We start from the raw sequence: 21,484 nt of genomic DNA, 5'->3' as shown, positions 1-21,484 counted from the left end.
CGAATCCCAGTATAGCTGGTTCGCTTTTATATAGTTTCATCCAATTTGAGAAACATTTCTCTCATCCTCATACTTCTCTTTCCCTATCGCTTTCATAAATAGTAAAATACTGCTCATACCAACGATAAAGTACAGAGCACTCATGCCCCAAGATGCAATAAATGAACCCAGCATAACACCTAATGCCCCGTTCATTTTTGCCACTTGAAAGACCATTCCGTTAATCGCCATATAAGAACCTCTTGCCTCATTTGGCACCATATCTGCCATAATAGATTGACGCACTGGCACATACATCATCTCACCTACCGTTTGGAAAAGCCCTGCAATTAATAAAATCCATAAGCTATTGCTCGTTCCGAGTATTGTAAATCCAATTGTATAAATGAATAAACCTACATATAAGATTTTCAAATCGTTGAAGCTTTTCAGCATTTTAATAAGAAGTGCTGAACATAACACAACTAAAATTGTATTCTCTGCAGAAATCCAGCTCAGCATGCGAATCCCTGTTAAATCAAACGTAATACCATTCCCGAATAAAAAGTGCACCGTTTCAAATTCCTTCTGCAAGCGAACACCTAAATAATTATTAATTTGAAACTCTAAAGACAATGTACATATACTCGCTGCACAAAAAATTAAAAATGCTTTATCTTTCATCACGACTTTATAACTATCTGCCATACCTTTTAATACATTTTTCTTCTCCACCGTTTTTCGTGCTACATACACTTCTTCCATATACACAGCCATCACATATAGAGTAATAATCGCAACAAGAGTTAATACGATAAACAATTGCAATCTATAGTTTTCAAATAGTAATCCACCAAATATTGCTCCAATCGCAATGGATAAATTAATAGCCCAATAATTAATGCTGTACATTACTTTTCGATTTTCAGGTGTACTCACATCAATTAACATCGCCTCTGTCGCAGGATTCATAAGTCCAGATCCTAAACTATTCACTAGCATAAAGATAAATGTTAACCACGGTGAATCTACATAATCCGAATTCGCAACTCCCATACAAGCAATGGAAATGACTTGTATACTTTGACCGATAATCATAACCTTTTTACGCCCAAGCCGATCCCCAACATATCCACCGTATAAACCAATTACTAATGAAGCTACGACATTAATGAGTAGTAAAGCACCAGCAATCGCACTACCTAACTTTATTGAAAAATAAATCGCCATAAATGGAAAAATCATCGTGGACACAGTACGTGTTAAAAACGAAGTTATAATTCTAATTTTTATATTTCGATGCATACTCCAAAATCCCATTGTTTCCCCCTCCTTATGCTTACTTATTTTACTTTGAAAAAAAGGAAGAAAAAGGTTAGAATATTCTAAAGAGTTTCCCCTTTTATAGATAGAAGGAAGTGTATATATGAAAATTATGGACTATTACATTAGACTAAGACTACATGCACAAGATCAACAACATATGCGAAATAGCTTACAAGAATTAGCTGATGTTTTATATTGCAGTACGAAAAACGTAAAGATTTTATTAAAGAAAATGAGCGAGGAACAATTAATTCGCTGGACTCCAGGACGAGGCCGCGGGAATAAAACAGAAATTCTATTTATACATAATTTCATAGAAGCGATTGAATGCTACACAGATGAACTGTTAGCGCAAGAAAAATTAAAAGATATCTTTCTTCTTTTAAAAGAACCCCTACCCCTTGCACTTCAAAAAAAGATAGAAAATAAACTACATCATCATTTTGGATACGAACCTTCAAATGATATGTACGACGTATTAAAGATTCCTATATCGAGAAAGATATTCCCATTAGATCCGGCTTTTGTGGCTGTAACTACAGAGAGCCATCTTACGAGTCAAATTTTTGATACGTTAGTCGTCTATAACGATGTTACTGAAAAAATGGAACCACACATTGCGCATACGTGGGAATTAAGTGAAGACGGGCTTACGTGGACTTTTTATTTACGAAAGGATGTATATTTTCATAACGAAACAGTTTTAACTTCTAAAGATGTACAATTTTCATTTGAAAGACTAAAAGAAGTTCACTCTCCTTTCGAATGGTTAACAGAAGAAATTATTCAAATTGAAACGCCATCACCACTGCAAATTCGATTCCATTTAGCAAAACCAAATTTATTTTTCTTACACTATGTAAGTTCCATGCAGCTCGCAATTTTACCGCGTGATACGAGTATTCAAAATCATCATTATATAGGTACTGGACCTTTCAAACTTGCTCATTACTCTGAAGATAATATCGTACTCGAAGCGTTCACTCATTATTTTAAAGAGCGCGCATTATTAGACCGTATTGAATTTTGGGGTATTCCTGACCATGTGCAAATAGATGCTGATTATGAACTACCAAACGAAGAGGAAAATGAAAGGCATGATATACAAATAGAAGAAATAGGTTGTATTTATGCTAGCTTCAACTTTACAAAACCTGGTCCTCATCACGATATTTACTTTCGAAAGGCTTGGAGAGAACTATATGATGTTGAAACGATACTTCGTAGCATAGAGGGTAGACGAACAATTGCTGCATCAAGCTTTTTCCCTGAAAGAAGTCGCCAAGCTTCTAAAAGAGCTTACTCTTTAGAAAAAGCGAAAGAGTATTTAAAAAAGAGCACCTATAATGGAGAAACGATACATATTTACTTCTTCGCATTTAAAGATAGTGCAAATGACGCATATTTCCTAAAAGAACGATGTGAAAGTTTAGGTATACAAGTAGAGCTTCACCCCTTTCTCGTTTCAGATTATATGAACCGTTCTATCGATCAACATGCCGATATTATTTTCATGGGAGAAGTGTTTGCTGCCGATCATGAACTTGCATTCTTAAATGTATTTAAAAATAAAAGTTGCTTCATAAATCGGTTCATGGACCCACACTATGAAAAACAAATTAACTGTTTACTTGATACCTTTTTATTAGAAGAAAATAAAGAAAAACGCTACGAGCTCATGTATGAGGTCGAAGAATTTTTACAAACAGAACACATCATTTTATTTAACTATCACGTTTTAAAAAGAAAAACATACCCTTCTTCTTTAAAAAACGTAACAATTGATTCATTTGGTTGGGCAAATTTTGCGAAGTTATGGATACAGCCATCCACGTATTAAAGTGTGAGTTTTTATAAAAGGAGAAGGTACTACATCCTTAGTAGTACCTTCTTCACATACTATTATTTAATTACTCCATCTAAATGATCTTTCAAGTTCACTAAAAACTTCTCTATATCCGGATTCTTCACCACATCATAACAAGCAAAACTCTTTAACGGACTCATACCGAGAAACTTTTGCACGCGGTGTAAATGACTAAGCGCTGATTCTAAACTTTCTCCTTCAAAGAACTTTGTCTTATCTCCAAATGCTTTTTCAGGTGCATTCCAAGTTGTAGAGAACATATACTCTTTCTTTTTTAATAAACCACCTGTTCCATATTCATCTGCACCTTTAAAGAACAAACCGTATTCATATACTTCATCCATATACGTTTTAAATAAGCCCGGTACACTAAACCAATAAATCGGTGTTTGATAAATAACAACATCGGCCCATAAAAACTTATCTTGTTCTTCTTTAATATTGTAACCATCTTGAATCGTTGTTGTTTTCACATGATGATTCTCGCCTAATACAGTAACCATATAATCTACTAACGTTCTATTTAATCGTCCTTCCTTTGTACCGTATTTTTCATGTCCATTTATAATAAATATATTTTTCATCGTTTTTCTCTCCCCTATATGATCTACCCTTCGGCTATTAAGCCGAGTTGCTGCTGTAGTGTAAGATTATCTTCTAAATGCCAATCTTCCGTTATCTTTTCGTCTTTCACATGTAAAATATCAATTGCAAAAAAATTAATTTTCTTACCATTATGCGTTCCTGTAAAAGAAAGACGGGCTGTTACTTTATCACCAACAACTAATAAGTCTTCAATCTCACAATGTATATCAGGCACAACTTTACGAAAATTTTGCGCTGCAAACTTTAATCCTTCAATGCCTTGTGGTCGCCCTTTCGGCAATGTATTATCGAAAAAATTTTCAGTAACAGTTTGCGGAATAAGTTCCTCCTTACCTGTATCCCAAAATGCATAAAAACGCTGCGCCGCATGAACCATTTCTGTCGCTTCTTTTTTACTTAGTGAGGGATCAATTGTCATTGCTTTTGGCCTTGGCATTTCTTTTAATAACTGAACTTCACCTTTTTGTTCCGCGCCGCATGCTACAAGCACAATACAAATAACAAACAAACTAAGAAATCCAAGTAACTTTTTTATCCCCATGGAAATCACCACCTCCTTATATAAATCCTTTTTGTTTCGTATTGCTATTGTATATGCACTAACTTCCTTTATGGAAGTAGTGATATTTTTTTCATATAGTTACCAAAAGTATAGTTTTGTGATACTATAAAGCAAATTCATCAAAAAAAATTTTATGGAGGCTAGTTCCATGAACAATATAGATCCAGTTGAATTAACGAAAGGTTTACCTGGCATACCTTGTCCTATCGCTAAAACGCTTGATGTAATTCGTACAAAATGGACATTTTTAATCATTCGTGATCTTCTTATCGAAGGAACATTACGCTTTAGTGATTTACAAAAATCAATGGATGGGATTAGTCCAAAAACATTATCGCTTCGACTAAAGGAATTAGAATCTCAAGGCATTATAACGAGAAAAGTATATCCAGAAGTTCCGCCTCGTGTAGAGTACACATTAACGGATAAAGGAAAGCAATTAGAGGGGATTTTTATTGAATTAAAACGGTTTGGATTAAGTTTATAAAACAAAAACCCCTTACCGTCGTAAGGGGTTTTATTACTTCGCAAAACTCTCAGCCAACTGTTTCTCTCTCCACATAAATGTAATGCCGAGACCAACTATTAAAACAACTCCTGAAAATGCATATGGATAATGAATATTCATATCAAATAATATTCCGCCCATCGCTGGTCCTGCGATATTACCTAAACTCGTATAAGTCGAGTTCATTCCAGCAACGAATCCTTGCTCTTTTCCAGCTGCTTTTGATAAAAACGTCGTTAAAGCTGGACGAAGTAAATCAAATGCTAAGAAAATGAAGCAAGTAACGAGAAGTACAATCCAATAATTAAAGACTACAGTTGAGACGAATGCTAATACTGCCCCTACAATTAAACATATTTGGATTAATACTTTCTCACCGAACATGTCTACCAATTTGCCAAACATAAATACTTGCACAACTACCCCAAAGATTGAACTGATTGTAATAATTGCTGCAATATCTTTCGGCGAGAAACCAAATTTATGATCAGAAAATAAGCTAAACACAGTTTCATACGCCGATAATCCGAATGCGAGTACAAATACGATAATAAATGCAATTGCATACATTGGATTTAATGATTTCTTTAAATCACCAATAAAACTTGATTCTTTCGTATTAGAAGAAATCTCTGCAAGTTCTTCTTTCGTTAACGGTTCTTTTAAAATAAAGATTGAAATCACACATGCTATAAAAGCAATTGCTACTGCAACGAAAAACGGCACACGTATACCGTATTCTGCAATAAATCCGCCGATTCCAGGCCCTATAATGAATCCAGTACTAATAGCCGCAGATAAGTATCCCATCGCCTTTGGACGCTCCTGAATAGATGTAATATCCGCAACATATGCCGTAACACCAGGCATAATAAAAGCAGCACTAATTCCGCCTAATACCCTTGCTACATAAAGCATCCATACATCTTTTCCCAATCCAAAAAGAAGCTCTGAAACACCAAAAATAAATAATCCAATGATTATCATTTTCTTCCTACCGTAAAGATCAACCCATCGGCCTGTAATAGGTGAAGTAATGAGCTGTGCCATTGCAAACACTGCAACGAGATAGCCCATCGTCTTCCCAGTTAAATGCATATCATTCATAAAGGACGGCATAACCGGAATGATTAATCCAATCCCTAAAAAAGCGATAAATATATTACTCAAAAGAATAACCAATACCATCTTTTGTTCTTTTATCGGTTTCTTCACTTTTTAACACCTCTTCCCGTAAGTTCCTCTCAAAAAATAATACCCAAGAAGCTTTTTCTTTATCCTGCTCTTTGCGGGCTAGTAATGAGTGAGGATGCCTCCACTCATTAGAATTTCACTCTATCCTTCTACACATACATAAGTATTAGGTGAATGACTATCATTCAGTTTTCCTCAAAAATGAACCTACCTTTTCAGACAGGTTCATCTTACTACTTCTTTATATGTAGTGCATGTGTTAAAAAATCTAGTACTTCTGCCTTTTGCAAATCCACTTGCTCATCATCTTTATGATCATATAAATAAACTTGTTCCGCTGCTGATTCAACAAGAGCGATAAATAACTTCGCTGTTCGCTCTGCGTGAACCGAATCACGAATTTCACCGGCTTCTTTCGCCTCACTTAAAAATTCGCTTAACCACATATAAAGAGGCTCATACACAGCTTCCCACTCTTTTATATGTTCAGTAGATGCAAGACCTGCATACATTAAAGCTTGTATTTCACGGTATTCCTCTATAAATTGAAACACCGCATCGATTACTTGTGCCACTTTATTTGAAAAAGGTACATCTTTTTGTACTTTTTCTTTCACTGCAAGTATCATCTTTTCAACCATCACTTCTGCTATTGCAGGCATAACAGATAGCTTAGAAGGAAAATATAAATAGAAAGTTCCTTGCGCAATGCCAGCTAATTTCACGATATCAGAAATCTTCGTTTTTTCGACGCCCTTTTCCTGAAACACTTCAATAGCTGCATAGACAATTTTCTCTTTTTTATTCATCATCTAAACCCTTTCACACGCATATTGAATGACTGTCACTCATTTTATAAGATAATCGATTGTACTGTCAATGATAGTGAACTCTAAGAGGAAATCGTTTTTTTATAATAAAATCTCCTAATAAACAATTAGGAGATAAAAATGCAATATATCTTTAAGAAAGTGCCTTTAATCCTGTCACTCCACATACAATAAGAAACACACTAATGATACGCGCTTTACTTTTCGACTCACCAAACAAGAACATGTTTAACAAAACTGCACCTGCTGTTCCGATACCAATCCAAACCGCATACGCGACACTTACTTGTAAAAATAAGAAGGAAGTATACAAAAATGCGAAGGATGTAGCAAACCCACCGATATAAATCGCACCATTGGCTAATGTCTTATCTTTACTATACATTTTAAGTCCTATCACACCGACTATTTCACTAATTGCAGCACAAAATACGAAAAACCAACCCATTTTTAAGCAGCTCCTTCCACAGTTTCTTCTTTATTATCAGCTAGCTTTAAACCGATAACGCCAGCTACAACCATCACGATAAAAAATAACTTCCCTACACTGAAACTTCCACCGAAAAGAAATACATCCATTAAGAAAGTACCTACCGTACCAGCTCCGGCGAAAACAGCATATACAGTCCCTGTTGCAAGATGTTCACACGCTTTAGAAAGGAAGTGAAAATCAACAGCGATAACTCCTAAAATAATAATCCAATGCCACCAAGTATTGGCTGTATTAAAACCAAACACCCAAAAAATTTCAAAGATACATGTTAATATGACATATAACCAAGCTTTATTTTTCATACCTCTCCCCTCTTATGACTGACTATCAGTCATTTTTGTTTTAAAAAAATATACTCTTTCATCAATACTATATAAAAACAACTATCATCCTCATTTACCATTGTATTTGTTCCATTTCTAAGCTAACTGCATCCTGTCACATAAAAATGACTGAATGTCATTCATATATATTGTACATGAACATTTTAAAAACTGTCAATGGCGAAAGTTTATTTAAAATTTCTTTCATCTGATTTGTATATTTCTCAATAATCTGTCAATACTGCTAGTAACATAATATTTTCTCCACTCCCCCTTGGAGAGATCCCTTGAATAGAGCAGTTAGCTTTTGCTAGCTGCTCTTCTTTATTTACCAACACACTATGAGATCAAATCCATGTTTATCCTATAACTAAGGAGCGAATTTTGTTTTCTATTTATTTTCCAATGAGCTTTTGTAAGCACGAATTTTATTCTCGAGCATCTTCTCTGTAACTTCTAAGTTTTCTCTTTGAATCTGAATAGATTTCCTATGATCTTCTAGGAGCTGTAAACGAGCTTCTGTTGTATGCTCCCCTTCTGTATATAATCTAGCGTATTCTCTTATTTTCGCTATTGGCATTTGCGTTTGTTTTAATTTCATTACAAACTGCAACCACTTTATATGTGACTCTTCGTAAAGTCGATTTCCATTTGTATCACGATTTGCAATTAATATATTTTCCTTTTCATAATAACGTAGTGTATGTGTGCTCACGCCTAATAATTTTGCTACCTCGCTAATTGTGTACATACTAAAACTCCCTCCACATGCTTACCCTCATATATTTTATGACCGTATCAAATTTATAAAAAACATTTGACTTAGAGTATACTCTAACAAATACAATCTAACCATAATAAATTCATTTGAACTTAGGGGGATTTTATATGAAATACACTGTTATTACTGGCGCAAGTTCCGGAATTGGTTATGAAGCAGCTTTAGCATTTGCATCTCGTGGAAAAAATTTAGTACTTGTAGCTCGAAGACAAGAAGAATTAGACGGATTAAAATTAAAAATTAACGAAATGCATCCAGAATTGGATGTTGTCATTCGAAGAACTGATTTATCTGTTACTGAAGATGTTTATAAACTTTATGAAAGCCTACAAGCTTTTCAAATTGAAACGTGGATTAATAACGCAGGTTTTGGTAATTTCGCCTCAATTGCCGAACAAAATTTAAATAAAATCGAGACGATGTTGCATGTCAATATAGAAGCACTAACAATACTCTCTTCTCTTTTCGTTCGAGATTATTCAATGGTTGACGGAACACAACTTATTAACGTTTCATCGGGCGGCGGATACACGATTGTTGCTGATGCTGTTACGTATTGCGCTACGAAATTTTATGTAAGTGCATTTACAGAAGGGTTGTCTCACGAACTGAAAGAACAAGGTGCAAAACTGCAAGCAAAAGTTTTAGCTCCTGCTGCAACTGAAACAGAATTTGCGAAACGTTCATTTGATATTGATGAATTCCAATACGATAATGTTGCACCAACATTCCACACTGCAAAACAAATGGCACAATTTATGCTTGATCTTTATGATAATGATAAAGTTGTAGGAATTGTTGACGGTTTAACGTATAACTATGAACTTAAAGATCCACTTTATAATTTTGCAGTAAGAAAAACGAATTCAAGTTCTTAATTTCCCCTAAAACATAGATGCCCACTATTACGTAAATAATAGTGGGACTTTTTCTGTCTGAAAAATTCACCCAACATACCGAATCATCGCCACCTCATCACAATAATCAACCTTTGGACAATGCCTACAATCAATCCATACTTTCTCTGGCAATGCATCTCTATTCACAAAATCAAACCCGCACTTTTGAAAAAATTCCGTTTCATATGTTAAAGAAATAACTCTACTCACTTTTATTTTCGCAGCTTCATTCATGACATGATTCACTAACATACGTCCAATCCCTTTTCCTGCATATGTATGCGAAACGACTAACGACCGGACTTCTGCTAGGTCCTCCCCTAATACATGTAAACCAGCAACTCCAACAATTCTCTCGTCTTCTTTCATAACATATAAACATTGCAAATATTGATAAAGAGACAAAAGAGAACGTGGTAAAACAACTCCCTCTTTTGCATAAACCTCAATAAGACTATAAATTTCTTTCACATCACTCGTCACCGCATTACAGATTTTCATATTACATCCCTTGCCCCTCAATATTAATATTTATAACTTAAAATGAATTTTAATTCATAATTTTATATAATAATACATCTCTCTTTTCTCCTCGTCAATCAATTTATACAAACAAAAAACCAAGCAATCTAATCGATGCTCGGTTCCTCATCTCGTATCGGCAATACCGTCGAATATTTAATTTCACGAAGTGCTAAACTTGTCTGTATCCTTGTAATACCAAGCTTATTCAGCTTTCTAATAAACTGCTCTAGTTCTTTACGATCACGATTTGCAACCTTTAATAAATAATCGTACTCCCCTGTTAAACAGTGACATTCTAACACTTCCGGCATCGATTCTAATTCTTTCTCCAACACTTCTAACTTGTCAAATTGATGAATATTCGTACTCATAAAAATAAAGCATAATAAATCAAACCCAAGCTTTTCTTGATTTAAAATCGCAACTTGCTTATCGATGAAACCTTCCCCATCTAACCTTTTTATTCTTGCATGCATCGCAGCTGGTGATAAATTAACGCGACGTGCCAACTCTGCATTACTTACTTGTGACTCCTTCTGCAATATATCTAAAATTTGTACATCCAAATCATCCAACACTTTAATAACAGACGACTCCATTACAATTCCCCCTTTTTTCTTACCGATGATTATTCGAAAAAACAACTTATAATTTATATAAAACTGAATATTTTTCTGCAAATACCATTTTATACTAAATGTTTTATCGAGTTTTCACCATTATACAAAAGAATATATTACACAATAAAGAAAAATGCTAAAATTATTTACAATTCGTATTGATTACAAAAAAGGGGATTTTAGCATGCCTTATTTTTACGTCTTTTTACTATTACTAACGAGCTTATTATGGGGAGGAAATTTCGTCGTTGGAAAATCACTCGTCAATCATGCATCACCGATGACACTGACAAATTTAAGGTGGATGATTGCGATTGTTTGTTTATTACCAATGGTATGGTTTAAAGAAAAGAAAATCCTTCCACCACGTACCGCAATACTTCCGTTAATATTGATGGGAATTTCAGGAGTCGCTCTTTTTAACATCTTTCAATTTTTAGCATTAGAAAAAACATCCGCTACGAATGTAGGTCTTATCTCTACATTGAATGCAATTTCAATCGCATTATTTTCAGTATTATTTCTAAAAGAAAAAGTAAATACACTTCAAATTCTATCCATGATTCTTTCATTCTTCGGGGTTATCCTCGTCCTATTAAAAGGTGATTTCTCGCTTTTATTTTCACTACATTTTAATAGCGGTGATTTATGGATGATTGCAGCAGTTTGTATTTGGGGAATCTATTCTGTTTGTAGTAAATGGGCAACAAAAACAACTACACCACTTATGGCAACGTTGTACTCTGGTATTTTCGGCGTTATTTTATTACTACCGTTTAACATAGGTAGCTTCACTGTTTCAAATATAAATACTTCTTTCATCACATCACTTTTATATACTGGGCTTATTTCGACAGTTCTTTGTATGGTATTTTGGAATATTGGCGTACAAAAATTAGGCGCAACTACATCAGGTATTTTTCTAAACTTCAATCCAATTTTCACAGCCATTTTAGCATTCATATTTCTCGGAGAAGAATTAACGTGGATACAAATTTTAGGAACAATTGTCGTTGTAACAGGATGTTATTTATTTTCTCATTTCAAAACTGTCGCTGTTCAGCCAACTAGAGCTTTAATGCGAAAACATTCTTAATGAAAAAACATCGTCATCTGGGTTGGCGATGTTTTTATTTATTCTTCATTTCTTTTATATACTGCTTTTCCTCTTCTGGCGATAAACGTTCCGTCGCCTTACCAGTATCTCCACCTTGAAGGCTCCATAAAAAGTTATGATCCTCAACAGTTTGAGAAAAATCTCCTTTTTCCCATCTATTTATAATAGAAAGTAACTTCATTTTATATTGAAAACCTGTACTATTTTCAATATCCCTTTTTACATTAGAAATTTCCTTTTTTGTCATTTCTACAAATCCCCATTTTTCAGAGGATTTTACCTTTTGGTGCACCATTTTATGCATAGTAGAAATAATTTCACCTTCACTAATTTGCGGGGCTTCTTCTGCAGCTTTTTTCTCTTTTTCGTTTGCCGCTCGCTCGATTTGAATATTTGTATTTTCTTTTTCCACATATGCAAGCAATTTCTTTCCGCCAACTATAGAAGAGATGATTACCATAATGGTAATACATATACCTACGATCCATTTAAAAAGCATTATCTCTTCATCGCTTCCCTAACAATATGACTATCTACATATTGCTTAAACTTCACGATTTTTCCGTTCTCAAGTTGCCATACATGAACAAATTCTGCTTCAAATGATTTTCCTGTTTCTTTATAAACTCCAGAATACATACCTTCAGCAATAATTACATCTTTTCCGTTTACTTCATGATATGTATTTACACTTGCTTTATAATCATCCCAGTCTGATCCTAAACGGCTAAATACATTTTCCATTATAGCTTCTACGCCTTTATATGTTCCGCCGTACGGGAAACCTTCTGCCTCTGTCCATTCCACTTTTTCAGAGAAGGCTTCTGCTAAATGCTTTGCATTCGAAGACGCTGATCCTTCATACGTGCTTTGAATAATTTCTAAATTTGATTTAGGCATATTACTTCCTCCCGTTTATTTATTTTTACACAAGACGTAACTAACATAGTTACATCTTGTGTAAAAAAATATTTAAATTGTTTTACTCTTAATCCATTTGTTGTAATCATTATAGTTACAATACTTTTTCAAGTCAACATTTATAAATAAAATTTACTTCGTTTTCATTACTTTCTCTTTTAAGAAACGATCTACATATCCTTCTGCTTTTACTACGAATAAATACGCACCCATTGATAATAATGCAAGATCTAATTCATATCCTGGATTCTTTCCATCTCCTAATAAACCTGCTGCTCCATTTACCTTTACGATAGCTCCAGCTAAAATAAGAGCGAATAACAATCCTACATATCGTACACCTAAACCGATAATTAATAATATACCACCAACTAATTCTACAGTTGCTACGCCGTATGCAAGGCCACCTGGTAAACCGATGCTTGTAAACCATCCTGCTACATTATCGATACCTGATTGAAACTTTGCTAAACCGTGTGCAAAGAACGTAACTCCTAACACGATACGAATAATTAAATTCCCAATATATTGATTCATTTTGAACTCTCCTTTTTGTTTTGTTATGGTGAACTTTTATTTACAAGTCAAAACAATACGGTATTTTATTTCATTCGTCAAATACTTTTTTAAAGAAAACAAAAAACATTATCCGTTTTACAGATAATGTTTTCTTACAAAATAGCGCTAATTCAAGCTTTTATTCTATCGCATAAAAAAAGTTGAAACATTTTTCCAGCGCCAATATAGGGCAGCAAAGAAACGTCCTCTTCCACAACCATTCCAACAACATTCACTTTCTCATCTACAAGTAAATCATGTGTGGCAACTTGCATCTCCCCTGCATATCTACCGTACAATTCATTATCAATTGTAATACTACCTTTCTTTCTTACAATTGTATGCATCGGCTGTAACACCACTCTATTTCCTTCCCTTGATTCTACAGATCGAATAACATCACGAGCTGGATCTAGTCTATTTGTATGCACTTGCTCTACCACTTTTAATACTTCTTTATCAGTTATAAATGATTTGTAACGCAATGGAATAATCCCTCTACTTGCACTAGCTACTTCTTGCATACTTTCCAAACTTGCGCTTATATCTCCAATCAATACTTTATCAACACCACAATCTTGAACAAGTTCTAAGTACGCTTCAAGCGGGCGCATATTGCGATGTTTTTCTAACGTTGGTAGCCCTTCATATAACGGACCTCGTTTTTCCGCATCTCCTGGAATAAATGCCATCGTCTTTATTCCGCACTTCTGTAAATATTGATTTTGTTTTTGTAAGAAGGACTTTGCTAGTCCTGTCTCTGGACGTGGGTAAAAATTATGCCATGCTTCTACATTCTCTACTCTTATATGTTCTGCAAGTAATTCTTTCCAAAATGAATTTGTAATCGTACTCGCATTTAAAGCTACTTTCATCTTATGAGATACGCTTGCAATTTCTTTTGGCGCAATGCCGTAATCCATTCTTAAACCGGTAATGCCCCAGTCCAATAGTTCTTCCACATTTTCATATGTTAGCCCTAAATGGTGTAACGATTTTGGAGAAACATCAACCATTAACTCCATTTCATGTGCAAGAGCTTGTTTCCCTAATATTTGAATTAACTCTTTATACGTATTTGGATCATCTTCTGGAATGTGCAGTGATGTAAAAATAGATGTAAACCCATTTTCCTTCGCTACTTTTAGCCACTCTTCTTGTTTCTCTACTCGTTCTTTTGAAAGATAAATGGAAACTCCGATCATATAAATCTCCCTTTCTATTAATAGAAAAAGAGAAAGGAATCCCTTTCTCTATATGTTTTCTGCCATTTCTTCTTTAAATCCGAAGAAGTACGTAAAGATAAATCCGAAAGCATATGCAATTACTAAACCTAAGAAATATAGTAAATATTTATTGTCAGCAATTAATGGAATTAAAGATAGCCCTGATACGCCAATTCCAAGAGAAGCTGTTTGCATAACTGCTTGGAATGCACCACCGACAGCCGCTCCTAAACAAGCAGTAATAAACGGTTTCCCAAGTGGTAATGTCACCCCGTATAATAACGGCTCACCAATTCCTAAAAAGCCAACTGGCAATCCACCTTTAATTACGTTACGAAGTCGTTTGTTTTTTGTTTTCACATAAATCGCAATTGCTGCGCCCACTTGGCCAGCACCAGCCATTGCGAGTACTGGTAATAAAGGTGTTACGTGTGTTTGATTAATAAATTCCATATGAATTGGTGTTAAACCGTGATGCAATCCGACCATAACGAGAGGTAAAAATGTTCCCGCAAGTACTGCGCCAGCAAATGCTCCGCCAATATTTAAAATAGCATTAATTCCGCTCGTAATACCATCTGATAAGAAACCTGCTAATGGCTGAATGGCTAACATCGTTACGATACTTACAACTAATACAGTAATGAGTGGCGTCACGATTATATCAACTGCATTCGGCACTGCTTTTCGAACTTGTCTTTCCACTACAACCATAAGCCATGCTGCAAAAATAACTGCAAACAATCCGCCCCGTCCGGGCACTAATGCTTCACCAAACAATTTTACGTTTGCCATCGCCGGATTGAAAATTAAAATACCAGCAATTGCCCCAAGAACCGGTGTCCCGCCGAACTCTTTCGCTGTATTCCAGCCGACTAAAATTCCTAAGAATGTAAAGATACCGCCGCCAATGAGTAGTAACATTTGTAACCACGTTGCATTTGGATCAGCACCAGCGTTTTTCGCAAAGTTAGCAACCCCGTTTATAATTCCTGACGCAACAAGACCTGGAATTAATGGGATGAAAATACTCCCTATTTTTCGTAAAAAGTTTTTCACCGGTGTATTATTTTTCTTCTTAATCTCTGATTTCATCTCTTGCCCAATATCTTCAAGGTGATGATCTGCTACCTCACCAATTCGTAGTCCTGTCAAACCTTCCATTTCAGCTGCTACTTTATTTACTGTTCCTGGACCAACGACAACTTGAAGCGTCTCATCTTCTATAACACCCATAACGTCTTCAACTTTTTTCAAAAGGTCCATGTTTACTTTACTTTCATCATGAAGCGTTAATCGTAGTCTCGTCATACAATGAGCAATACTACGAATATTTTTTATTCCTCCAAGTTGCTCCGAAATTTCCTTGGCCATTCTCTCTTCTTTCTTCATAATAGAATCCCCCTCCCTATTATTTTATAGTGCTTTCTTCACAAACCCTTTAGCGTATTTTAGTTTCTCCAGTGCTTCCCCATATTCACACTGCAACAACACCATAACAATTGCAGCTTTTACGTTACGTTCTGCCTTTTCATAATACTCTGTCGCTACTTCATAACTAGCGCCTGTTGCTTCCACAATAATTCGTTTTGACCGTTCTACTAACTTTTCATTTGTGGATTGAACATCTACCATTAAGTTTTTATATACTTTTCCTACACCAATCATCGAAGCTGTTGAAATCATATTCAGCACTAATTTTTGTGCTGTACCAGCTTTTAAACGCGTTGATCCTGTTAATATTTCTGCACCTGTCTCTACTTCCACATTTAACTTTGCATATTTACTTATTTCAGCATTTTTATTACAAGAAATACTCGCTGTACTCGCTCCTACGCTCTGTGCGTATTTCAAGCCGCCAATTACGTAAGGAGTTCTGCCACTTGCAGCAATTCCAATCACTGTATCTTTCTCATTTAATCCAATACTTTTTAAATCTTCTTCCGCTAACTCTTCGCGATCTTCGGCACCTTCCACCGCTTTAGTAAACGCTTTCAATCCACCTGCTATAAACCCTTGCACCATTTTATCATCCGTGCCAAATGTCGGCGGACATTCCACTGCATCTAGAATACCTAAACGACCACTTGTACCAGCACCAATGTAAATTAAGCGTCCCTCTTCTTCAAAAGATTTAATAACAGTCTGTACAACCTTTTCAATTTGTTCTATCTCTTTTTCAACTGCTAACGCAACAGTTCGATCTTCTTCATTCATACTTTGCAACACTTCTTTTATACTCATTTCATCCAGATTCATTGTTTTCTCATTACGATGTTCTGTCGATAAATTTTCTAACATATTGCCACCCTCTTTGAAATTATATTTCACACTTTTATTATAACTTTAAGAAACTAAAAATCAATAACTCTTTATTATTTTATGAAATAAAATTTCAAGACATGACATATTTTTGTCAAAGATAATAAAGTGAAACTTTAATCAGTGGGGGTTTTGTTCATCCCCACTGATTATTAGCCCGCACCACTCGGGCTTTTACGGGATAAAAAAAAGATGAGTCTCCTCATCTTTTCTTCTACTTTAACTTCCGTAACCGCAACGCTTCTTCTCGCGTCTCCATAAATTGATCCAATACTTTATTACCAATTCGATTGAAAGTAATAACATATAAAGCATCGATCATATTCAATTGTGTCATTCTCGAAGCAATACTCGCAATACGATGATCTTGTTCTACATCTGGCATACAAAGGCGAATATCCGCTTCTTTATATAGGGGTGATGATTGATCTAATTTCGTAATTCCAATAACAGTTGCACCTTGTCTCTTTGCATACTGCGCCATTTCAAGCACATCTTTCGTTCGACCAGATGTTGAAATCGCAACAAATATATCGCCTTCTTTTAAATTTGTCACAAGCGGCAACATCATATGAAAATCAGATAGCATCATCGCTGTAAATCCGAGCCGCGTAAATTTATAAGCCCCGTCCATTGCTGGCGTAGCTGATCCGCCTACGCCGTAAAATATAATTTTATTCGCATTTACAATAAGATCTGCAGCTTTCTCAAGTTCCCTCTTATCTATTGCAGTAACACTCGCCTCAATTGCAGCTTTATTCACATAAGTAACTTTATTAAATAAATCATACGGTCCATCTTCTGTATTCATCACTGAAAAATCGTTAATATTATAATCAGCAATCGTTAATTCACGAACGAGTGCTATCTTAAATGCTTTAAAACTTCCGATTCCAATCGATTTACAAAAGCGAACGACACTCGCTTCACTTGCGCCTGCATTCGTTGACACTTCTTTCGTCGTTAAATTCGGTACAATCTCTGCATTCTCCATTATGTACATGGCAACCTTCTTCTCAGCTGGTGAAAATTGATCCATATTACTTTCAATTTTAAATAGTAATGTTGAAGCTTTCACTATTTAACCTCCACTTCTTACGGTTGCGTTCACTTATTTTCTCTTGCTTCAAGAAGGTAATAACCATCATCGCCAGGAGGATGAAACACATTTACAATGCGATTCCCTTTTTGATAAACAGTTCTTTCCCCTTCTGTCCACTTCTTTTCCCAACCGTTCATCCAAATCGCAACATCAGGTAAAAAAGCAGTATATTTCAGCTTCTGACCGTACTCACCATCTGCTTCTTCCGAAAAAATAGAAACCGGAAAATCTTTCACTTTTGATTCTTTCCATGCAGTAAATGGTATACATACTGCAATAAGTACGATTACACCGATAACCTTCTCCTTCGTAATCTTCACACTTCCCTCTCCTTGTCATATCACATACATAGATTTTACCATAATTACAAACCCTTCATGCTATATGACTATTGCTTTTGGGAATAAAAAAGAGCTTACCTACATCAGATAAGCCCTTCCCGTCTATACAAAATATTTCTTCAAAAGTGGCGGTGTAATAATCGTCGTCAATATAACAACAATAACAATCGCTGTGAAATTTTCTTTCGCTAATAAATTCGCCGTAAGTCCATTTGCAGCGATGATAAGCGCTACTTCACCACGTGATACCATCCCCGCGCCAATACTAATAGAAGATTGGAGATTAAACCCTGTCAGCCTTGCTCCTAAACCTGATCCGATTAACTTTGTGAAAATCGCAATGAGAGTCATAATAATAATGAACCAAAGCTGGCTTCCAATGCCTTGAAATGTAATTTCCATTCCGATACTTACGAAGAATACTGGAACAAATATTGCATAAGCGATCGGTTCAATTTTATGTTCCACTTCATGCTTATACTCTGTTTGAGAAATAGCAATTCCTGCTGCGAATGCTCCAATAATGCCTGCAATTCCCATCATTTCACTGTAATAAGAAAAAGAGAAGCAAATAATAAGAGCTGCACTAATTAACGCTTCTGTTACACGAAGCGGGACAAGCATTTTCATAATCCAAGGAACGACTTTCCAAGCAATAAAAACAATACTTACAAAGAAAATAATTTTCTTTACAATGACCAGTGTTATATTCACATCTTGTGTTCCTAAAAAACTCATTACAAATGCTAATAAAATAACGACAATGACATCATCAAATACGGCAGCACCTAAAATTGTTGTACTTTCTCTCGTATTCATTTTTCCTAGATCACGTAGCGTCTGCACCGTAATACTAACCGATGTTGCGCAAAGTAATAACCCTAAAAAAATGGCATGGGATTGTATTAATCCAAACAGCAATCCTGTTACATAACCACCGATGAAAGGAAAAATAATTCCACCGGCCGCTACTGCAAACGACGATTTCAAATTCCGATTTAACTCTTCTAAATCTGTTTCAAGTCCCGCCATAAACATAAGTAACAAAACACCAATCTCACTCAATTCATCAATCAGTTCAGAACTATTAATAATACCAAGTACAGCCGGACCGATAATAATACCGACAATTAACTTACCAAGTACAGAAGGCTGACCAAGTCTTACACTAATGTCACCAGCTAATTTCGTACAAAGTAAAATGACGACAAGTTCAAAATAAAATAACATAGCATCTGCTCCTACTTTAACTTTAATCAGTGGGTCGTTAACCCCCGTCCATTTCTGCAAGTAGTTTCCCCTATTGATCCGCATTTTATTTGTCATATTTTTATTTGACAAAATATTCTGAATTATATTAAGATTAATCCAGCAATTTTAAAAAACTACATACCATAACTGCACCTCCACTTCCTTACTTACTCTTTTTTAATGGACTCATACTATAGTCGCAGTTATGGAAATGAAAAAACGGGGGGAGAGTCCAAAGTGAAGTCATTATTACGAAAAAAAGCGCTTAGTACTGAATCACCAAAGCAGCTAGCTAGAACATTAACTGCACTCGATTTAACATTTTTAGGAATCGGCGCCGTAATTGGGACAGGGATCTTTGTATTAACAGGTATTGTTGCAGCAAAACATTCTGGTCCTGGTATTATGCTATCATTCCTTATTGCTGCATTTACTTGTGCTTGTGTAGCCTTTTGTTACGCTGAATTTGCTTCTTCTATTCCTGTCTCAGGAAGTGTGTATACTTACGCATACATGACAGTCGGAGAAGTCGTCGCCTTCATCGTCGGATGGTGTTTAATGCTCGAATATTTACTTGCCGTTGCAGCAGTAGCTGTCGGTTGGTCTGGTTATTTGCAATCATTACTACAAGGGTTCAATATACACCTGCCCACCATAATCGCCTCGGCCCCCGGCGTAGGAAAAGGTGGTCTCATCGATTTACCTGCTGTCTGTATTTTACTTCTTATTACTGGCCTTTTAAGTTTTGGTATACGTGAAAGTGCACGCATTAATAATATTATGGTTCTTATTAAACTAGCTGTTATCATTGCCTTTATCGTAGCAGGTGCAAAATATGTAAAACCTGAAAACTGGACACCGTTCATCCCGTTCGGATACGATGGTATTATTACCGGAGCTGCCACTGTATTCTTCGCCTTCTTAGGATTTGATGCAATCGCAACCGCTGCAGAAGAAACGAAAAAACCGCAGCGCGACTTACCAATTGGTATTATCGGTTCGCTTCTTATTTGTACTGTTTTATATATGATTGTATCTTTCGTTTTAACAGGTATGGTTCCTTATACGCAATTAGACGTTTCTGATCCAGTTGCATTTGCATTGCATTTCGTTGGTGAGGATACAATTGCAGGACTACTCGCTGTTGGAGCGATGACTGGAATGACAACCGTTCTCTTAGTCGTTATGTATGGACAAGTTCGCGTTTCGTATGCGATGAGCCGTGACGGTTTACTTCCAAAAGCGTTAGCACGTGTAAATAAAAAAGTAAAAATCCCTTTATTAAATACGTGGATTACTGGCGTTGTTGCTGCTTTATTAGCAGGCCTTTTAGACTTACATTTGCTAGCGAATTTAGTAAACATCGGCACGTTAACAGCCTTTACATTCGTTTGCTGCGCAGTACTTATTTTACGAAAAACACACCCTGATTTAAAACGTGGATTCCGTACACCTTTCGTACCTGTATTACCAGTTGTCGCGATTCTTTGCTGCTTATATTTAATGATCAATTTGTCTAAAACAACATGGATTAGCTTTGCAGTTTGGCTTATAGTCGGCTTATGCTTCTATTTCTTCTACTCTAGGAAACATAGTCATTTAGCTATTGAAAAAACAAATGATGAAAAGAAAAAAGCATAACAAAATAGCTCGCCGTTTTAGCGGCGAGCTATCTTTCTGTACTATTATATTTTTTCGTCAACGATTGTAAAATGAAAAATATGCCGATGCAAGCTGTAAACCATGCCCAATTTCCTATTGATGTCGAGTATTTAACCATTCCAATACCTACAAGCAATAGAAAAATAATCACCTGATATATGAGCTTCCACTTTTGCATATATTCCCTCCTTTACTTCGTTCCCTTCTTTTTATTCTTCCAGGCATTCAAACTATCAAAGAAAAAGTTAATAAATAACGTTCCTAGTCCTGCTAATAAGAAAGTCATTAAAAATAAAACCCAAATACTTTTCTCTTTTAAGAGATAATATCCTACAAGGAGCACAACCGCGATCCATACATATTCAAGAATTCTTTTTAGCTTTTTCTGTTCCAAATTATTCGCTCCTTTTTTCTATGCTATTTTTAGTATAACAAAAAAGAAGCCTATCATGATAAGCTTCTTTTCTTCTC

General features: G+C 35.5%; 26 protein-coding genes. 5 read left to right on the top strand and 21 right to left on the bottom strand.

The window, feature by feature from the left end:
• Positions 1 to 36 precede the first annotated feature (36 nt).
• The gene (locus tag ACTFP3_RS00710) at positions 37 to 1,299 is read right to left on the bottom strand and encodes an MDR family MFS transporter (protein WP_290102167.1); all 1,263 of its coding nucleotides are present in this window, start codon (positions 1,297 to 1,299) and stop codon (positions 37 to 39) included.
• Positions 1,300 to 1,405: 106 nt separating this feature from the next.
• On the opposite strand from ACTFP3_RS00710, the gene ACTFP3_RS00705 reads away from it, so the two are divergent.
• Positions 1,406 to 3,145 carry an ABC transporter substrate-binding protein gene (locus ACTFP3_RS00705; protein WP_440009056.1) on the top strand — a complete coding sequence of 580 codons (1,740 nt, stop codon included), beginning with the start codon at positions 1,406 to 1,408 and terminating at the stop codon, positions 3,143 to 3,145.
• A gap of 62 nt (positions 3,146 to 3,207) precedes the next feature.
• On the opposite strand, the gene ACTFP3_RS00700 is transcribed toward ACTFP3_RS00705, so the two are convergent.
• Positions 3,208 to 3,756, bottom strand: coding sequence for an NAD(P)H-dependent oxidoreductase (locus ACTFP3_RS00700; RefSeq protein WP_000789193.1), 549 nt, complete (start codon positions 3,754 to 3,756; stop codon positions 3,208 to 3,210).
• Between the two features lie 23 nt (positions 3,757 to 3,779).
• Positions 3,780 to 4,319, bottom strand: a complete 540-nt coding sequence (locus ACTFP3_RS00695; protein ID WP_440009054.1) for an ester cyclase — start codon at positions 4,317 to 4,319, stop codon at positions 3,780 to 3,782.
• A gap of 169 nt (positions 4,320 to 4,488) precedes the next feature.
• Here ACTFP3_RS00695 and ACTFP3_RS00690 point away from each other — a divergent pair, with 169 nt between their 5' ends.
• The gene (locus ACTFP3_RS00690; RefSeq protein ID WP_001059468.1) at positions 4,489 to 4,827 is read left to right on the top strand and encodes a winged helix-turn-helix transcriptional regulator; all 339 of its coding nucleotides are present in this window, start codon (positions 4,489 to 4,491) and stop codon (positions 4,825 to 4,827) included.
• Positions 4,828 to 4,860: 33 nt separating this feature from the next.
• Here the strand turns inward: ACTFP3_RS00690 and ACTFP3_RS00685 are convergent, their stop codons facing one another.
• The 5 genes from ACTFP3_RS00685 to ACTFP3_RS00665 form a co-directional block, all read right to left on the bottom strand.
• Positions 4,861 to 6,063, bottom strand: a complete 1,203-nt coding sequence (locus tag ACTFP3_RS00685; RefSeq protein ID WP_440009051.1) for an MFS transporter — start codon at positions 6,061 to 6,063, stop codon at positions 4,861 to 4,863.
• Between the two features lie 212 nt (positions 6,064 to 6,275).
• Positions 6,276 to 6,854 carry a TetR family transcriptional regulator gene (locus tag ACTFP3_RS00680; RefSeq protein ID WP_002023345.1) on the bottom strand — a complete coding sequence of 193 codons (579 nt, stop codon included), beginning with the start codon at positions 6,852 to 6,854 and terminating at the stop codon, positions 6,276 to 6,278.
• A gap of 151 nt (positions 6,855 to 7,005) precedes the next feature.
• Positions 7,006 to 7,320, bottom strand: coding sequence for a DMT family transporter (locus tag ACTFP3_RS00675; protein ID WP_000539671.1), 315 nt, complete (start codon positions 7,318 to 7,320; stop codon positions 7,006 to 7,008).
• Positions 7,321 to 7,322: 2 nt separating this feature from the next.
• Complete coding sequence (locus tag ACTFP3_RS00670; RefSeq protein WP_000790626.1) at positions 7,323 to 7,667, bottom strand: DMT family transporter; 345 nt, start codon at positions 7,665 to 7,667, stop codon at positions 7,323 to 7,325.
• Positions 7,668 to 8,079: 412 nt separating this feature from the next.
• Positions 8,080 to 8,439, bottom strand: coding sequence for a MerR family transcriptional regulator (locus ACTFP3_RS00665; RefSeq protein ID WP_000288066.1), 360 nt, complete (start codon positions 8,437 to 8,439; stop codon positions 8,080 to 8,082).
• A gap of 137 nt (positions 8,440 to 8,576) precedes the next feature.
• Here ACTFP3_RS00665 and ACTFP3_RS00660 point away from each other — a divergent pair, with 137 nt between their 5' ends.
• Positions 8,577 to 9,347, top strand: coding sequence for an SDR family NAD(P)-dependent oxidoreductase (locus tag ACTFP3_RS00660; RefSeq protein WP_440009048.1), 771 nt, complete (start codon positions 8,577 to 8,579; stop codon positions 9,345 to 9,347).
• Between the two features lie 66 nt (positions 9,348 to 9,413).
• Here the strand turns inward: ACTFP3_RS00660 and ACTFP3_RS00655 are convergent, their stop codons facing one another.
• Together ACTFP3_RS00655 and ACTFP3_RS00650 are read right to left on the bottom strand one after the other, a co-directional pair.
• Entirely contained in the window at positions 9,414 to 9,869 is a 456-nt protein-coding gene (locus ACTFP3_RS00655) for an N-acetyltransferase (RefSeq protein ID WP_000686669.1), read from the bottom strand.
• A 128-nt stretch (positions 9,870 to 9,997) separates the two neighbouring features.
• On the bottom strand, positions 9,998 to 10,492 hold the full coding sequence (locus ACTFP3_RS00650) for an Lrp/AsnC family transcriptional regulator (RefSeq protein WP_000446095.1): 495 nt from the start codon (positions 10,490 to 10,492) through the stop codon (positions 9,998 to 10,000).
• A 205-nt stretch (positions 10,493 to 10,697) separates the two neighbouring features.
• Between ACTFP3_RS00650 and ACTFP3_RS00645 the strand changes: the two genes are divergently transcribed.
• Positions 10,698 to 11,609 carry a DMT family transporter gene (locus ACTFP3_RS00645; RefSeq protein ID WP_086411476.1) on the top strand — a complete coding sequence of 304 codons (912 nt, stop codon included), beginning with the start codon at positions 10,698 to 10,700 and terminating at the stop codon, positions 11,607 to 11,609.
• Between the two features lie 34 nt (positions 11,610 to 11,643).
• On the opposite strand, the gene ACTFP3_RS00640 is transcribed toward ACTFP3_RS00645, so the two are convergent.
• The 9 genes from ACTFP3_RS00640 to ACTFP3_RS00600 all read right to left on the bottom strand — a co-directional run bounded on the left by ACTFP3_RS00640 (position 11,644) and on the right by ACTFP3_RS00600 (position 19,426).
• A complete protein-coding gene (locus ACTFP3_RS00640; RefSeq protein ID WP_086411477.1) occupies positions 11,644 to 12,129 on the bottom strand; it encodes a PRK06770 family protein in 486 nt (161 codons plus the stop codon).
• Positions 12,129 to 12,530, bottom strand: a complete 402-nt coding sequence (locus ACTFP3_RS00635) for a nuclear transport factor 2 family protein (protein ID WP_071739646.1) — start codon at positions 12,528 to 12,530, stop codon at positions 12,129 to 12,131. The genes ACTFP3_RS00640 and ACTFP3_RS00635 overlap by 1 nt, the downstream gene beginning before the upstream one ends.
• A gap of 153 nt (positions 12,531 to 12,683) precedes the next feature.
• Complete coding sequence (locus ACTFP3_RS00630) at positions 12,684 to 13,088, bottom strand: DoxX family protein (RefSeq protein ID WP_001077751.1); 405 nt, start codon at positions 13,086 to 13,088, stop codon at positions 12,684 to 12,686.
• A gap of 152 nt (positions 13,089 to 13,240) precedes the next feature.
• Positions 13,241 to 14,314 carry a DUF871 domain-containing protein gene (locus ACTFP3_RS00625; RefSeq protein ID WP_086411479.1) on the bottom strand — a complete coding sequence of 358 codons (1,074 nt, stop codon included), beginning with the start codon at positions 14,312 to 14,314 and terminating at the stop codon, positions 13,241 to 13,243.
• A 48-nt stretch (positions 14,315 to 14,362) separates the two neighbouring features.
• A complete protein-coding gene (locus ACTFP3_RS00620) occupies positions 14,363 to 15,727 on the bottom strand; it encodes a PTS transporter subunit EIIC (RefSeq protein WP_440009044.1) in 1,365 nt (454 codons plus the stop codon).
• A gap of 24 nt (positions 15,728 to 15,751) precedes the next feature.
• Positions 15,752 to 16,636, bottom strand: coding sequence for an N-acetylmuramic acid 6-phosphate etherase (gene murQ / locus ACTFP3_RS00615; protein WP_000892348.1), 885 nt, complete (start codon positions 16,634 to 16,636; stop codon positions 15,752 to 15,754).
• 235 nt (positions 16,637 to 16,871) lie between these two features.
• Positions 16,872 to 17,735, bottom strand: coding sequence for a MurR/RpiR family transcriptional regulator (locus ACTFP3_RS00610; RefSeq protein ID WP_000648170.1), 864 nt, complete (start codon positions 17,733 to 17,735; stop codon positions 16,872 to 16,874).
• A gap of 29 nt (positions 17,736 to 17,764) precedes the next feature.
• On the bottom strand, positions 17,765 to 18,079 hold the full coding sequence (locus ACTFP3_RS00605) for a hypothetical protein (RefSeq protein WP_000704958.1): 315 nt from the start codon (positions 18,077 to 18,079) through the stop codon (positions 17,765 to 17,767).
• 123 nt (positions 18,080 to 18,202) lie between these two features.
• Entirely contained in the window at positions 18,203 to 19,426 is a 1,224-nt protein-coding gene (locus tag ACTFP3_RS00600) for a cation:proton antiporter (RefSeq protein ID WP_061113410.1), read from the bottom strand.
• Positions 19,427 to 19,588: 162 nt separating this feature from the next.
• Here ACTFP3_RS00600 and ACTFP3_RS00595 point away from each other — a divergent pair, with 162 nt between their 5' ends.
• On the top strand, positions 19,589 to 20,992 hold the full coding sequence (locus ACTFP3_RS00595) for an amino acid permease (RefSeq protein ID WP_086385352.1): 1,404 nt from the start codon (positions 19,589 to 19,591) through the stop codon (positions 20,990 to 20,992).
• A 28-nt stretch (positions 20,993 to 21,020) separates the two neighbouring features.
• Here the strand turns inward: ACTFP3_RS00595 and ACTFP3_RS00590 are convergent, their stop codons facing one another.
• Together ACTFP3_RS00590 and ACTFP3_RS00585 are read right to left on the bottom strand one after the other, a co-directional pair.
• Positions 21,021 to 21,191: a hypothetical protein gene (locus ACTFP3_RS00590; protein WP_001174840.1), complete on the bottom strand. Its 171-nt coding sequence runs from the start codon at positions 21,189 to 21,191 to the stop codon at positions 21,021 to 21,023.
• 12 nt (positions 21,192 to 21,203) lie between these two features.
• Positions 21,204 to 21,407: a hypothetical protein gene (locus ACTFP3_RS00585; RefSeq protein ID WP_000435803.1), complete on the bottom strand. Its 204-nt coding sequence runs from the start codon at positions 21,405 to 21,407 to the stop codon at positions 21,204 to 21,206.
• Between the last annotated feature and the right edge of the window lie 77 nt (positions 21,408 to 21,484).

This window comes from Bacillus cereus group sp. MYBK5-2, from assembly GCF_051915685.1.
Classification (GTDB): Bacteria; Bacillota; Bacilli; order Bacillales; family Bacillaceae_G; genus Bacillus_A; species Bacillus_A cereus.
The sequence above is the reverse complement of the archived record's forward strand: the minus strand, read 5'-3'. Positions and strand labels throughout refer to the sequence as shown.

Excerpts from the sequence above, each read along its gene's own strand:
- ACTFP3_RS00670 (WP_000790626.1), bottom strand. The coding sequence starts at position 7,667 with ATGAAAAATAAAGCTTGGTTATATGTCATATTAACATGTATCTTTGAA.
- ACTFP3_RS00695 (WP_440009054.1), bottom strand. The coding sequence starts at position 4,319 with ATGGGGATAAAAAAGTTACTTGGATTTCTTAGTTTGTTTGTTATTTGT.
- ACTFP3_RS00645 (WP_086411476.1), top strand. The coding sequence starts at position 10,698 with ATGCCTTATTTTTACGTCTTTTTACTATTACTAACGAGCTTATTATGG.
- ACTFP3_RS00680 (WP_002023345.1), bottom strand. The coding sequence starts at position 6,854 with ATGATGAATAAAAAAGAGAAAATTGTCTATGCAGCTATTGAAGTGTTT.
- ACTFP3_RS00700 (WP_000789193.1), bottom strand. The coding sequence starts at position 3,756 with ATGAAAAATATATTTATTATAAATGGACATGAAAAATACGGTACAAAG.
- ACTFP3_RS00620 (WP_440009044.1), bottom strand. The coding sequence starts at position 15,727 with ATGAAGAAAGAAGAGAGAATGGCCAAGGAAATTTCGGAGCAACTTGGA.
- ACTFP3_RS00660 (WP_440009048.1), top strand. The coding sequence starts at position 8,577 with ATGAAATACACTGTTATTACTGGCGCAAGTTCCGGAATTGGTTATGAA.
- ACTFP3_RS00705 (WP_440009056.1), top strand. The coding sequence starts at position 1,406 with ATGAAAATTATGGACTATTACATTAGACTAAGACTACATGCACAAGAT.
- ACTFP3_RS00590 (WP_001174840.1), bottom strand. The coding sequence starts at position 21,191 with ATGCAAAAGTGGAAGCTCATATATCAGGTGATTATTTTTCTATTGCTT.
- ACTFP3_RS00675 (WP_000539671.1), bottom strand. The coding sequence starts at position 7,320 with ATGGGTTGGTTTTTCGTATTTTGTGCTGCAATTAGTGAAATAGTCGGT.
- ACTFP3_RS00710 (WP_290102167.1), bottom strand. The coding sequence starts at position 1,299 with ATGGGATTTTGGAGTATGCATCGAAATATAAAAATTAGAATTATAACT.
- ACTFP3_RS00635 (WP_071739646.1), bottom strand. The coding sequence starts at position 12,530 with ATGCCTAAATCAAATTTAGAAATTATTCAAAGCACGTATGAAGGATCA.
- ACTFP3_RS00640 (WP_086411477.1), bottom strand. The coding sequence starts at position 12,129 with ATGCTTTTTAAATGGATCGTAGGTATATGTATTACCATTATGGTAATC.
- ACTFP3_RS00650 (WP_000446095.1), bottom strand. The coding sequence starts at position 10,492 with ATGGAGTCGTCTGTTATTAAAGTGTTGGATGATTTGGATGTACAAATT.
- ACTFP3_RS00630 (WP_001077751.1), bottom strand. The coding sequence starts at position 13,088 with ATGAATCAATATATTGGGAATTTAATTATTCGTATCGTGTTAGGAGTT.
- murQ (WP_000892348.1), bottom strand. The coding sequence starts at position 16,636 with ATGTTAGAAAATTTATCGACAGAACATCGTAATGAGAAAACAATGAAT.
- ACTFP3_RS00690 (WP_001059468.1), top strand. The coding sequence starts at position 4,489 with ATGAACAATATAGATCCAGTTGAATTAACGAAAGGTTTACCTGGCATA.
- ACTFP3_RS00600 (WP_061113410.1), bottom strand. The coding sequence starts at position 19,426 with ATGACAAATAAAATGCGGATCAATAGGGGAAACTACTTGCAGAAATGG.
- ACTFP3_RS00655 (WP_000686669.1), bottom strand. The coding sequence starts at position 9,869 with ATGAAAATCTGTAATGCGGTGACGAGTGATGTGAAAGAAATTTATAGT.
- ACTFP3_RS00665 (WP_000288066.1), bottom strand. The coding sequence starts at position 8,439 with ATGTACACAATTAGCGAGGTAGCAAAATTATTAGGCGTGAGCACACAT.
- ACTFP3_RS00625 (WP_086411479.1), bottom strand. The coding sequence starts at position 14,314 with ATGATCGGAGTTTCCATTTATCTTTCAAAAGAACGAGTAGAGAAACAA.